This is a genomic window from uncultured Parolsenella sp. (genome assembly GCF_934660935.1).
Classification (GTDB): Bacteria; Actinomycetota; Coriobacteriia; order Coriobacteriales; family Atopobiaceae; genus Parolsenella.
On sequence record NZ_CAKUIH010000006.1, the window covers coordinates 1 to 12,940 of the forward strand.

General features: G+C 62.1%; 13 protein-coding genes. 11 read left to right on the forward strand and 2 right to left on the reverse strand.

What is annotated here, in order from left to right:
- The first annotated feature begins 1,203 nt into the window (after positions 1-1,203).
- Positions 1,204-1,542 carry a hypothetical protein gene (locus Q0H23_RS04150; RefSeq protein WP_293836038.1) on the forward strand — a complete coding sequence of 113 codons (339 nt, stop codon included), beginning with the start codon at positions 1,204-1,206 and terminating at the stop codon, positions 1,540-1,542.
- 160 nt (positions 1,543-1,702) lie between these two features.
- Here Q0H23_RS04150 and deoC read toward each other — a convergent pair whose 3' ends face one another.
- Positions 1,703-2,434 (reverse strand): deoxyribose-phosphate aldolase, encoded by a 732-nt coding sequence (gene deoC, locus Q0H23_RS04155; RefSeq protein ID WP_293836040.1) that lies wholly within the window; start codon positions 2,432-2,434, stop codon positions 1,703-1,705.
- 285 nt (positions 2,435-2,719) lie between these two features.
- Between deoC and Q0H23_RS04160 the strand changes: the two genes are divergently transcribed.
- The 10 genes from Q0H23_RS04160 (at position 2,720) to Q0H23_RS04205 (ending at position 11,977) form a co-directional block, all read left to right on the forward strand.
- Positions 2,720-3,460 carry a GntR family transcriptional regulator gene (locus Q0H23_RS04160; protein WP_293814807.1) on the forward strand — a complete coding sequence of 247 codons (741 nt, stop codon included), beginning with the start codon at positions 2,720-2,722 and terminating at the stop codon, positions 3,458-3,460.
- Between the two features lie 429 nt (positions 3,461-3,889).
- On the forward strand, positions 3,890-4,777 hold the full coding sequence (locus Q0H23_RS04165) for an EamA family transporter (protein ID WP_293836042.1): 888 nt from the start codon (positions 3,890-3,892) through the stop codon (positions 4,775-4,777).
- A 26-nt stretch (positions 4,778-4,803) separates the two neighbouring features.
- Positions 4,804-5,277, forward strand: coding sequence for a PTS galactosamine transporter subunit IIB (gene agaB, locus Q0H23_RS04170; protein ID WP_293814804.1), 474 nt, complete (start codon positions 4,804-4,806; stop codon positions 5,275-5,277).
- Positions 5,278-5,338: 61 nt separating this feature from the next.
- On the forward strand, positions 5,339-6,145 hold the full coding sequence (locus Q0H23_RS04175) for a PTS sugar transporter subunit IIC (RefSeq protein WP_293814803.1): 807 nt from the start codon (positions 5,339-5,341) through the stop codon (positions 6,143-6,145).
- Positions 6,132-6,935 (forward strand): PTS system mannose/fructose/sorbose family transporter subunit IID, encoded by an 804-nt coding sequence (locus Q0H23_RS04180; RefSeq protein WP_293814802.1) that lies wholly within the window; start codon positions 6,132-6,134, stop codon positions 6,933-6,935. Before Q0H23_RS04175 ends, Q0H23_RS04180 begins: the two co-directional genes overlap by 14 nt.
- A 197-nt stretch (positions 6,936-7,132) precedes the next feature.
- On the forward strand, positions 7,133-8,140 hold the full coding sequence (locus Q0H23_RS04185; protein WP_293836044.1) for an SIS domain-containing protein: 1,008 nt from the start codon (positions 7,133-7,135) through the stop codon (positions 8,138-8,140).
- Positions 8,140-9,645, forward strand: coding sequence for a PfkB family carbohydrate kinase (locus tag Q0H23_RS04190; protein WP_293836046.1), 1,506 nt, complete (start codon positions 8,140-8,142; stop codon positions 9,643-9,645). Before Q0H23_RS04185 ends, Q0H23_RS04190 begins: the two co-directional genes overlap by 1 nt.
- Positions 9,642-10,076, forward strand: coding sequence for a PTS galactosamine/N-acetylgalactosamine transporter subunit IIA (gene agaF / locus Q0H23_RS04195; RefSeq protein WP_293836049.1), 435 nt, complete (start codon positions 9,642-9,644; stop codon positions 10,074-10,076). Before Q0H23_RS04190 ends, agaF begins: the two co-directional genes overlap by 4 nt.
- A gap of 52 nt (positions 10,077-10,128) precedes the next feature.
- A complete protein-coding gene (locus Q0H23_RS04200; RefSeq protein WP_293836052.1) occupies positions 10,129-11,244 on the forward strand; it encodes an SIS domain-containing protein in 1,116 nt (371 codons plus the stop codon).
- A 136-nt stretch (positions 11,245-11,380) separates the two neighbouring features.
- Positions 11,381-11,977 (forward strand): hypothetical protein, encoded by a 597-nt coding sequence (locus Q0H23_RS04205; protein WP_293836054.1) that lies wholly within the window; start codon positions 11,381-11,383, stop codon positions 11,975-11,977.
- A gap of 171 nt (positions 11,978-12,148) precedes the next feature.
- Here the strand turns inward: Q0H23_RS04205 and Q0H23_RS04210 are convergent, their stop codons facing one another.
- On the reverse strand, positions 12,149-12,904 hold the full coding sequence (locus Q0H23_RS04210) for a DeoR/GlpR family DNA-binding transcription regulator (protein ID WP_293836056.1): 756 nt from the start codon (positions 12,902-12,904) through the stop codon (positions 12,149-12,151).
- Between the last annotated feature and the right edge of the window lie 36 nt (positions 12,905-12,940).

Genomic DNA, 12,940 nt, shown 5'->3' on the forward strand with positions numbered 1-12,940 from the left:
TCGTCGGGCCGCCGCCCCGCGCGCACGCTTTCGCCAAAACCTACCTCTTGTAACGTTTCGAGGCACTTTTCGGCCCCAAACCCTTACAAGAGGTGGGTTTTGTTGCCCGCGTCCCCCGGATTCTGCCCCCGCTTCACGCTCGCCGCCCGGACTCGCGCCCGTCCCCGGCCTGCGCCCCGGAGTTCGCCCCCGGCCCGCGCCCCGGAGTTCGCCCCCGGCTCGCGGCTGCTCCGGCTCGCGTCGACAGCGCATGCCGTCGCGGCGGCGTTCTCGTGTGTTGCGAGTAAACTGCTTGCGACCCATCCTCGACTGTTTTTCTGAACGGCGAATCAGGTTTTTCAACAGGAGCAACGACTCGTCTACCGGCGGCTTTGCTATTTGTCTGAAACGCTTTGGCACGAAATCGCGAAATCCTGTCGGATTCGTGTTTGATTCGCGTCCGGGCGCGTGGGACTTTTTTGCGAATCGCGGTGAATGCGAGCTGCACGCGCTGGAAACTGTCTCCAACTGCGGAAGCGATTTGGAGGCGAGACGAGGGTGGAGCACTCTCCCTGCGCAAGCTATAGCGTTGACGAGGCTCTTGCGGACAAGTTCGCGTCCTTCGAGCGCAGGGGACGCTGCCTCGCTGCTCATTCTGCGGCAGATAAGATGGCGCTTGGAACAAGGCTCCGTAGCGGCATCGTTATCTCCCCATGGAGAGGACTGTTTGCGCGAGGTGAGTATTGGGACGAGCTCAATGCGGCCGAGAGATGCCTTCATGTTGCTCGTAGTCTCGCGGAGCGTAATCCAACCTGGGTGTTTGCGGGCGTCACTGCGGCGCTCGCCTACGGCTTTTCGGTTTCATACTCGCTGCTTGACTCTAATGGCATCCGTATCGAGACGATGGCTGACCGCGGGAGGTCCGCTGGCGTCCGTAATGGCGTGCGGAGGCTATCCTACGCGGAGGACAACCAATGGAGGGCATCGGGTTTGACGGTCACTTCGCCTGTCCTCACCGTATTCGAGTGCGCTTGTAGGCTGCCGTTTGGTGACGCTTTGGCTATCGCGGATTCTGCTCTTAGAAGTGGTCTGGTCAAGAGAGCCGAGCTCGAGTCGATGGTGGACGGCGCTGGACGCGTGCGGGGTATTCGTCGAGCTCGTAGGGTTGTGCAATATATGGACGACAGAGCGGAGAGCGGGGGAGAGTCGCAGACGCGGGCTCGTATGATCGAGCTTGGCTATGAGGTTCCTGATCTGCAGGTTGAGTTTGCGAACCCGCTTGATCCGAAGCGGAACTTTCGGGTCGACATGCTCGTGGATTGTGGCAATGGCAGGCGAGTCGCCGTCGAGCATGATGGCGCCTGCAAATACGAAGACCTGGCGATGCTAAACGGTCGTACGCAAACGCGGGCCTTCATGGACGAGCGACAGCGCGAGGCCTTACTAACCTCTTGTGGAATTGAAGTCATGCGAGTTCGCTGGGCGGACCTACATGACGAGCAGCGCTTCAGGCGGCTGATGGACGCGTATGGCGTACCGAAAAGGTGGGAGCGAGGGGAGTAGCTGACCGTCGCCCGATACACGAAACCCACCTCTTGTAAGGGTTTGGCCGGAAAAACGGGCTCAATTCCTTACAACAGGTGGGCTATGGCGCGAAGTCGGCGCGGGTTGCTGGCGGCAGGCGGCAGGCGGTCGCCGCCTGCCCCGCGCGGGCCGCGACGCGCTAGACCTCGAGGTAGTCGAGGCCTTCGGCGGCGAAGCGCTGGCGGAGCTCAGCCATGATGGCGACGCTGGCGCGGGCGCCGATGCGCTCGGCCCCGGCGGCGACCATGGCGAGCATCGTCTCCGCGTCGCGGATCTTGCCGGCGGCCTTCACCTTGACGTTGGGGCCGACGTTCTCGCGCATGAGGCGCACGTCATCGACGGTGGCGCCGCCCGTCGAGAAGCCGGTGCTGGTCTTGACGAACGTGGGCTCGACCTCGCGGGCGATCTCGCAGAGCTTGAGCTTCTCGTCCTGCGTGAGCAGGCAGTTCTCGAAGATGACCTTCGAGGGGACAAGGACGCCGCGGCGCTCGGTCTCCTCGCGGCAGACATCGACGATCGAGCGCATCTCCTCGGTCACGTAGGTCCAGTTGCCCTCCTTGACCTCGGTAAGGTTGACGACGTAGTCAATCTCGTCAGCGCCGGAGGCGAGGGCGTCTTTGGTCTCGAACGTCTTGGAGGCGATGGAGGTCTGGCCGAGGGGGAAGCCAATCGCTGCGCCAACGTGGATGTCGGTACCCTCGAGCATGGCGTGGCAGCGAGCGCTCTGACCGGAGTTGATGGCGACCATGCAGAAGTGGTTCTCGAGCGCCTCGTCGCAGAGTTTGCGCATGTCGGCGTCGGTGGCGTCCGGCTGGAGGTTCGTGTGGTCGAAGAGGCGGGCGAAGCCATCGAGCGTATAGCGTTTGGTCATGGAGCACTCCAATCGACGAAGAGACACGTGAATACAGCCACCTTATAACGTTACAATACGTATTAAAGTTGGCACGTCGCTTCTTCTCGGCAAGCGGTGCGAGACTAGCGATGTTAATGTCCGAAAAGTGTTCTGGCTGGTTAGGCGTTACTATAAAAAGATCAATGCGTGCCGTTGGGTCGGCGTCTCACTAGAGGCGCGCCGGCGCCCCGGCAGCATGCCGACGGTACTTCATTGCCGCGTTGGCGACATGGCAATCAAACGGAACCGGGAGGTACGGGACATATGGCAAAGCAAGTGATGACATCGTCGCTTATGCCCTTGTACCTGCAGGTTGTTGGTAATATCAAGTACGCTATCGATTCCGGCAAGTATAAGGTCGGCGACAAGATTCCCACCGAGGCCGAGCTGGGCGAGCAGTACGGCGTCAGTCGCATCACCGTTCGCCGCGCCGTGAGCGAGCTCGTTGAGGCCGGATATCTCGTAAAGCAGCAGGGCCGCGGCACGTTCGTCAAGAGCGCGCGCGATCTCATGATGGTTCAGCACAGGACGGACCTCGAGGTCCAGAGCTTTAGCGAGGCCTGCCGCAACAGCGGATACGCTCCCGGTTCAATCGAGACGGAGCACTGCGTTCGCGAGGCGGCTCCGGATGAGTGCGCATTCCTCGGCCTTTCCGAGGGCGACGAGGTCATCTCTTTCACGCGAGTCTGCCTTGCGGACTCGACGCCCATCATGATCGAGACGAACGTGTTCCCGAGGGCTGGCTTCGAGTTCCTCGTGGATGCGAAGCTTGGCGGTATTTCGCTTTACAAGCTGATCGAGGAGAAGGCCGGCAAGGTCCCCCACATGGTGGGCGAGTGCCGAATCAGCTCCATGCGTGCCGACGCCCCGCTCGCAGACGTGCTTGGCGTCTCGGTTGGCGAGCCGCTCTTCGTCTTCACCGCGCAGTATAACGATCAAGACGAGAAGCCCCTCTACATGGGCATTCAGCGCGTCGTGGGCTCGCGCTACACCTTTGCGTTCTAGCGGCGGCGCGCCTCGCGTTCTGGCGCCGGTGCGTCGTGGCCTCGCGCTACACCTTCGCGTTCTAGCGACCCTGCGCCCAAAAATCGTTATCTAGCGGCAAGCTTGAAAGCTGCGCAGGAGCCCCGGGCGTCGCGATGTCCAGGGCTTTTCTCCACCCGGCGTTGTTGATTGTGAATATAACGATATATAACGTTTGCCGGAAGTCTCATACCGTTCACCCCGGTTGGCTGGTCAGATGGCTCCCGGGCGTCTATGGTGAAGCTGTCGTTATAACGATATATGACGTTTCGCAAATGGAAACAAGCGGAGACGACACTTGGAAACAGGCTGAAGCGACACTCAAGGCGACCTCAGACGCGCTCGAATAAAGCGCGGAGCGATGCCGGATGCAAGCGGGGAACGGGGGATGAGGTGAAGATGGCGAACTCGATGGCAGAGAACAGGACGGGCGGCTACGCCGACCTCTTTCTCACGACGCTATGTTGGAGCTTCGTCGGGTTCTTCACAAGGTCTAACACTTGCTCCGCATGGCTCACTTCTGCCGTGGCCTCACTATCCGGCCTGCTGTTCCTTCTCATCGTCGTGCGTCCCACCCTCAGGTTCACCGGGCGCGCCGTGTTCGTTGGCCTTGCGAACTGCGTGATGAGCTTAACGTTCATATTCGCCAATAAGCTTACCTCTGTGGGTAACGCGATCGTTTTGCAGTACAGTTCGACGATCTTCGTCATCATCTACGAGTCGATCGAGCGCCACCATCTCCCCCGAGCCTCAAAGGTTGGCGTCGTGGCGATGGCGTTTGCCGGCATGCTGCTGTTCTTCTTTGACGAACTTACGGCCGAGGGAATGCTGGGCAATCTCCTCTCGATCGTCTCGGGCGCATTCTTCGGCCTCGCGTTCTTCATGAACGCCAAGCCGGGCGCACTCCCCATGCCCTCTTCGCTTGTGGGGTTTGCCGTGACCTCACTCGGATTCCTCGTCGCTGCCCCCGAGGTCCCAAGCGTCTCTCCTATGAATTGGGCGCTCATGCTTGGCCAGGGCATCGTGTGCTCTGGCGTCTCGAGCATCTTCTACGCCCGCGGCATTCGTCGAGTTCCCGCGCTCACGGCGAACATGATCTGCATGAGCGAGGTCATCCTCGCGCCGACATGGGCGTTTCTCGCCTTTGGTGAATCCTTCGGGCGCTTCGCTCTCATAGGCGCCGTGCTGATCGTAGCAAGCATCGTCATCAACCTTGTCCTCGATAGCCGATCGGCGCGTAAGGACGAGGGTCCCACTGGGCATATATTGTCCTGTGAGGGGTGCGAAAGCGCCCGGTGAACTAACCAGGGAGAACGGAGAGCATCATGGCAGAAGCAGGAATCGTCTGGACGCGCATCGATAACCGCCTCGTCCACGGCCAGGTGGGAAACGCCTGGGTGGGCGCCACCGGCGCCAATCTCGTTATCGTCGCTGATGACGCGGCCGCCGAGGACAAGGTCCAGCAGCAGCTCATGAAGATGACGGCGGAGTCCGCGGGCTGCGACATCAAGTTCTTCACGCTCGATCACACCATCGACGTCTTCTCTCGCAAGACCCCGAAGAAGTCGATCCTGCTCGTGGTCCATGACCCCGCGGCAGTTCGCAAGCTCGTCGAGGGCGGCGTGCCCATCAAGAGCGTGAACGTTGGCAACATGCACGCGGACGGCAAGAAGACCGTCTACCACGAGTCCCACGTCTATGTGGATGATCAGGACCTCGCCGATTTCGACGCCGTCAAGGCGGCTGGCGTTGACCTCTTCATCCAGATTCTCCCCACCGACCGCAAGACCGAGATTTAGGAGGCGATGCCTGCACAGCTAGCCGTTTGCACGTGTCTGTTTGGAAGAAAGGAAGGAAAGCATGGAGATTACCCTTGTACAAGGCCTGCTTCTCGCGCTCGTCGCATTTATCTGCGCGCTAGACCAGGTCTTCGAGGCGTTCTATTGGTTCCGTCCGCTGGTCGTGTCGTTCTTTGCCGGCATCATGCTGGGCGACATGCAGCTGGGCATCGCCTGTGGCGCCGTGGCGGAGCTGAGCTATCTCGGCCTGCTCACCGTCGGTGGAACCGTCCCGCCTGACCCGCTGATGGCTGGCCTGATGACCGTGGTCATCGCTTACACTACCGGCCAGTCTGCTGAGGCGGCCCTTGGCCTGTCCCTGCCGTTCGCCCTCCTCGCGCAGTGGCTCGGCATCTTCTTCAACACCGTGTACGTCTCCGTCGCCCACAAGTGCGACGGCTACGCCGCGGCTGGCGACGCGAAGGGCCTCAACCGCACCGTCTGGGGCGCTCTCATCCTGAAGGCCGCCGCGGTGGCGCTGCTCGCGTTCCTCTGCTCCTTCGCCCTCCAGGCTCCGCTCCAGGCCTTCGTCAACACCTTCCCCGTCTGGCTCGTCCACGGCTTTGAGGTCGCTGGCGGCATCCTGCCCGCGGTTGGCCTTGGCCTCCTGCTCATGGTCATGCTCAAGAGCAGCAACATCGCCTACCTGTTCCTCGGCTTTATCATGGCCACGTTCATGAACCTCCCGAACGTCCTGCCCATCGCCATTGCCGCGGTGTGCCTTGCTTACATCAACTTCGTGCATGAGAAGAAGGGTGACGACGCCATTGCCCTCGCCACCTCCTCGCACAGCGACACCGATGGGAGCGACGACGATGACGACATCTAACGAGACCACCGAGCGCAAGCTCACCCGCAACGATCTTTACAAGCTCGGCATCCGCTCCATCGCGATGCAGTCTGGCTTCAGCTTCGAGCGCATGCAGGCCCCTGGCTTCACCATGTCGATGATGCCCACCTTCGAGAAGCTCTACGGCGACTCCAAGGAGGATATGGTCGAGTTCATGACTTACAACATGGAGTTCATGAACACCGAGATGCACATGGGCACCTTCCTCATGGGCCTCATCCTCTCCATGGAGGAGAAGCACGAGGACCGCAAGCTCATCGCCGGCATCCGCAACGGCCTCTTCGGACCGCTCGCCGGCCTGGGCGACGCCATCTTCTGGTTCACCCTCCTGCCGATCTCTGCTGCCATCTGCTGCTCCCTCGCGCAGAACGGCTCCCCGCTCGGCCCGATCCTCTACATGCTCATCTGGGGCTTCTCGGCCATCTCCCGCATCTGGTTCGCTGAGCTCGGCTACAACCTCGGCTCCAAGTTCATCGACAAGATCAGCGAGAATACCAAGTACGTCACCGAGGCTGCCGGCATTCTCGGCACGATGGTCGTGGGCGGCCTGATCCCGTCCTACGTCTCCCTCGCCTTCAGCGAGGAGCTCGTCTTCGGCATCGGCGGCACCACGGTGCAGAGCGTCTTCGATGGCGTGCTGCCCAACATGCTCCCGCTCGCCCTGGTCTTCTTCATCTACTGGCTCTTCAAGAAGAAGGTCAACGTCATCGCGATCATTCTCGGAATCATCGCGTTCGGCATCCTTATGTCGTTCCTGGGCTGGATGTAGTCCGGTCTAGCAACACCCTGGTTAGGGGAGGGGCCTTCGGGCCCCTCCCCGTGGGGGTCCTTCCTGCGACGTCCCGTCTCGGGCGAGCCGTCGCAGGGCGGACCGATGGGGCATCGGTCTTGCTCGTGCGGGCGCATCCGGAAGCGCTCGCGTGCCCCTTCTGCAAATACGTCAATTACCTTGGAGGTTAAAGGTCCATGGCAGAAATGGTCACATTCAACGAGGAGACGATCCTTGCCCAGGGCGAGGCGATCTATGGTCGTCGCGCCGAGATTGAGGCAATGGCCGACGCCGTCACCGAGAAGGGCTTCTCCGGCATTCTCATTTCCTCCTCCGGCGGTTCCCAGGCCATGCTCGCGCCGTTTTCCGCGATGATCGACGAGCTGAGCGATATCCCCTGGCGCGCCGTCCTTTCCGCCGAGCTCGTGCTTACCGGCTGCAACATGGTGGACGAGAAGACCCTCGTGCTCATGACGAGCAAGTCCGGCGACACCACCGAGACCCTTGCCGCTGCCCGCTGGCTCAAGGAGCGTGGCTGCACGATCTTCTCCGTCATTGGCAAGGCGGATTCCCCGCTCGAGGAGATCTCTGACTTCAGCTTCGTCTACGGCGATGGCCGCCCGCAGGAGCTCGTCGTCTACCTCTTCCTGGGCCGTCTACTCCACAACGCCGGCTGCTTCGACGCCTATCCCACCTTTGCTGACGAACTCGCCAACCTTGTTCCGGGCCTCGTCTCCGTGCGCAAGCAGTTCGACGCCCGAGCTCGCGCCTACTGCGAGCGCTATCACGACGCTCCGTACCACATCTGGGTTTCCTCCGGTGACATCTGGCCCACCTGCTACGCCTACGCCATGTGCGTGCTCGAGGAGAGCCAGTGGATTCGCACCAAGAGCGTCTCGAGCCCCGAGTTCTTCCATGGCACGCTCGAGCTCCTCGAGAAGGACGTGCCGCTCACGCTGCTCGTGGGCGAGGGCTCCACGCGCGCCCTTGACCTGCGCGTGAAGGATTTCGCCGAGAAGGTCACTGACGAGCTCACCGTCATCGACGCCGCCGAGTTCGACATGCCCGGCATTTCCGCCGAGACCCGCCACTGGCTTGGTCCCGTCGTGATGAACGCCGCCCTCCAGCGCATCTCCAAGAATATGGAGGACGTCACCGGTCACTCGCTCGACATCCGTCGCTACTACCGCAAGCTGGAGTACTAATGAAGGTCCTCGGCCTGGGAGACAACGTCTTCGACTCCTACGACAACCTCGGCATCGCCTATCCCGGCGGCAACGCCGTGAACGTTGCCGTGAGTGCGTCGCGCCTCGGGCACGAGGCGAGTTACCTTGGCCGCGTGGCGGATGACCTCTGGGGAGAGCGCCTGCTTGGCGCGCTCAAGGCAGAGCGCGTGGACGCGAGCGCCTGCGAGATCGTCCCCGGCGGTACGACCAAGCTCTGTCATCAGGATCGCATTGACGGCGAGCGTCACTTCAAAGGCGTCGAGCTGGGGGAGGCCTGGCCGGGAGCTCCCGTGCCGAGCGCCTCTTCCGTCGAGTACGCCTGTGGGTTCGACGCTATCCTCACGAGCTGTAACGCGAAGGTCGACGATTGGCTGCCCCTGCTCGACGGGCGCCAGGGCGTCCTCTCCTATGACTTCGGCGAGAAGGACAAGTACCGCACGCCTGAGAACCTTGCCAAGATAGTCCCCCATATCGATTTGGCGCAGTTCTCGATGAGTGGCGTCGACCAGACGGTCATTGACGAGTTTCTCGCCAACTGGCAGTTCGATTGCCCCGTGCTCGTTACGAGGGGCAGCCTGCCGCCGCTTCTCTCTTGGAGCGGAGGACGGGCCCACGGAGTCGCTGCTGCGGGCGACGCCGTGGACACGATGGGCGCGGGCGACTCGTTCGTGACGGCGCTCGTGACCTCCCTCGTCGAGAGGGGCTGGCGTCGAGGTGGGGCGTTGCCCGAGGCAAGCCGGCTTGAAGACGCGCTTGCTGCCGCTGCCGCGCACGCGGCGAGGATGTGTCAGGTCGAGGGCGCCTTCGGCCACGCCGCGCGCGATGGCGAGGTTCGTGCCGTCGTCTTTGACATGGATGGCGTGATCATCGAGTCCGAGCCGCTTTACCTCGCGATTATTGATGACTTCCTTACGAGCCGCGGTGCCACCAAGCTCACCGAGGAAGACCGCAACGCGATGTACGGCTGCACGACACAGATTCAGAACATGACTATCGCCAAGCACCTCGACGAGACCGCGGAAGAGATTGCACCTGCCATCACGGCGTATTTCGAAGCACATCGCATCGACTATCGCGAAGCTCTCATTCCCGGTATCCGCGAGCTGCTTGCGTGGCTGCATGAGGAGGGCATCGCCGTTGGTCTTGCCTCCTCAAGCTCCATGCCGGAGATTCGTCAGATGCTCGACGAGTGCGAGCTCGGACACGCGTTCGACGCCGTCGTCACGGGTGATGATTTCGAGGAGTCCAAGCCCAACCCGGAGATCTACTTCCACACGTTTGGCGAGCTTGGTTGCAGTCCGAGCGAGGCAGTCGTCGTTGAGGATTCCGAATATGGCATCACCGCCGGTAGGCGAGCGGGTGCTGAGGTGGTTGCCCTCTGCAAGACGCATGGCAGCATCAGCGACCGCGACGCCACGCTGGCATTCGATACGCATCGGGAAATTCTCGAGTACCTCAAGAGAAGGATTGGAGAGTCCAAATGATCGGTTTGATCGTTACGGGCCACGGTCATTTCGCGACCGGCCTCAAGAGCGCGCTTGCCCTTCTCGGCGGCGAGCCGAGCGACTTCGTCGCCGTCGATTTCCCCGACGGTGACACCACCGAAGACCTCGCCGCGAAGCTGGCGGCGGCGCTCGATGAGCTTGCCGGCTGCGACGGCATTCTCGTCTGCTGCGACCTTCTCGGCGGATCGCCCTTCAAGGCTGCCGTGGTGCTCGCGCAGGATCGCGACGACGTTCGCGTCATCGCCGGCACCAACCTGCCGCTTCTTGTCGAGACGCATCTCACGCGTGCCGGCTTTGACTCCGTCGATGCCCTCGCGGACGCTGCGATTGCCTCCGGTCACGCCTCGCTCGTGAAGTTCGAGATGCCCACGAGCGCCAACGACGATGACGACGAGGATGACGACATCTAAGAAGCACTTTGTCCTTCAGGCCTAACAATGACTCCAAGGGAAGGGAACGGACATGTCCGAAGAGAATCGTCCTACCATGCTCACCTACGTCGAGGAGACTCCGGCTCAGCTCGCCGCTAACATCGAGAACCGCCAGGCGCTCGTTGGTGGCCTCGTCGATGCCTATGTCGATGGCGGCTACCACAACATCTGGATCGTCGCGTGCGGCTCCAGCTCCAACGCCTCTCAGTGTGCCAAGCCGTTCATGATGAAGTACCTCGACGTTGACGTGCAGGTTGTGCCGCCCAACACGTTCATCGCCTACAAGGATCGCCTCGCCGCGGACGACTTCGTCTTCGTGGTTTCCCAGAGTGGTTGCTCCACTAACTCCATCGAGGCGCTCGACAAGCTTCGCGCGATGGGCCGCAAGGCTGTTGGCCTTACCGGCAACCTCGAGTCTGACTTCAAGGATCACGCCGACGTCCTCGTTGACTATGGCGTGGGCGAGGAGTACGTGGGATACGTCACGAAGGGCGTGACCACGCTCGCCGAGTTCCTCATGCTGTTCGCCATCGAGGCCGGTGCCAAGCGCGGCGTCGCCTCCGCCGAGGCTCACGATGCGGTCATCGCCGAGATGAAGAAGTGCCCCGAGCGCCACGTTGCCTTCCAGAAGCAGGTCCACGAGTTCTATGACCGCAACAAGGCTGCGCTCACTTCGATGACGGTCGCCTACTCCTGCGGCTTCGCCCAGGGTTACGGCATTGCCTGCGAGGGCGCCCTCAAGATTGGCGAGACCATCCAGATCCCGAGCTTCGCCTATGAGGCGGAGGAGTTCAACCACGGTCCCAACCTGCAGCTCACGCCCAACTACACGCTGTTCTTCATCGATGACCTTGGCAAGACGTCTGATCGTCTCGTCCAGCTCGCCCGTGCCTCCCGCAGCGTGAGCGACCGCGTCTTTGTGGTCACGAACAACCCCGAGGTCGATGATGCGCACGCGCTGCGTCTGCCCGAGGATATCGAGGAGCCGCTGCTCATGCCTCTCTACGTGCTGCCGCTGTTCCAGATCCTGGCGTATCGCGCGACGACTGACCTCCACAAGTGGGAGAAGCACCCCATGTTCGAAAACTTCAGGAAGCTCTGCGAGTCCAAGACGGCTTCCATCTCGAAGATCATGCCTTTCGAATAGGTTTTGCTAGAGTGTCTCCTGCTTCGCGTTCGAGCGCCACGGCCTGGCGTGGTGGGGCGGCTAGCTTGGCATTGTTGATTTGAGCTGGTGGGGCGTCGGCGTGTCCGGCGCCCCGTCTGTATCCGGGAGAAGGCATATGTATAGGTTTGCGCAGCGTAGGATGGGGATTGTGGCGGCCGTGATTATCGCGGCCCTTGCCATCGTGATCTTTGCGGTGTTTCCGGGCATCTATGCGGACCCGAAGGGTGGTCCCGTCTCCGCGCTGCTGATGGTCGTTGCCGCGACTGCCGTTGCCTATCTGGTGCTGCGTTTCGCGGCAGTCCGCGCGGAGGCCGTGCTCGTGGCACTTCGCGTGCGCCGCGGCAAGATCGCCCTCGCGCGCATTGACAAGATCGAGGAGCTGGGCGAGGCGCGCGACATCTGCCTTATGCCGCACCGTCTTTGCGCGTTCGAGACCGAGGTGTTCGTGCCGGGCGGCGAGAGCTTCTCGTGCCGCATCGTTGAGGACATCGATAAGAGGTTCGAGGTCAAGACACCTGCCTGGGTGTATGTCACCTACGAGGGTGAGGCCGCGCGAGACCGGGTTGGGATCGTGCCCACCTCCGTGCTGTTCGCCACGCCGAGCCTCGAGCCCGTGGTTCGCGAGCTCGAGAAGCGCTGCCACCCTGCCTACGTCGAGGTCTCCCGCGGCCTTCACGGCCTCGCGATGGCGCCGTTCAAGCGCAAGGGCTAGCGAACGCCGAGCGAGCCAGCGACGAAACCTACCTCTTGTAAGGGATTCGGGCCAAAAACGGTGCCAATTCGTTACAAGAGGTAGGTTTTGTGCTCGCGTGGCGCGTGGCGCGGGTCGCGTCGGCGGTAGCGGGCGCGTCGGCGGACCCTGCGAGCTGCCGCGCCGCGGACTCTACGCCACCGTGAGGCCGTTGGCGCGTAGGCGCTCGACGGCGTCCGGACGAACCTCGTCGCAGATGGCGAGGTCGAAATCATCGAGCGTGGCATAGCGGTAAGTGCCCGCGTGGCCGAGCTTGTCTGTGTCGCAGAGCAGCACGTTTACCTCGGCTCGTGCCATCGCCGCCTGCTTGGCGGGAACGTCTTCCATGTCGAGCGTGAGCACGTCGCCAGCCTCGGCCTCGACGCCCACGGCTCCCATGAATGCGGCGTCGAAGCGGTAGGGGTCGAGCGCGCTCGCGGCGAGGTTGCCGACGAACCCGTTGTACTCTGCGTCATACGAGCCACCGGGGCAGAAAGTGCGCACGTTCGCGCCGGCACTGGCCTCGCGCAGGACGTCAACGGAGTTGGAGACGACAGTGAGCGACAGGTCGCTGGCGCCCACAAGCTGGGCGAGGAGGATGTTTGAGGAGGAGAAGTCGAGGTAGACGGTCTGCCTGGGCTTGAGCATCGCAAAGGCCTTGGTGGCGATGGCTTGCTTCTCGGGGCGGAGGAGGTCGACGCGCTCCGCGACGACGCGGTTTACCTCGGGGTCAACACGCGTGGCCCCGCCGTAGACCTTGCGACAGCGACCCTCGGCGACAAGTCTGCGAAGGTCCTTGCGAATGCAATCCTCCGTCACATCGAACTTGCCGGCGAGGTCTGAGACGGTAACGTGGCCCTCCTGGTCGATGAGCTGGGCGATAGCCTCCTGTCGCGCTTCGAGAAACATCGGGCCTCCGTCTCGTTTCGTTCGGTTTCATAGCTT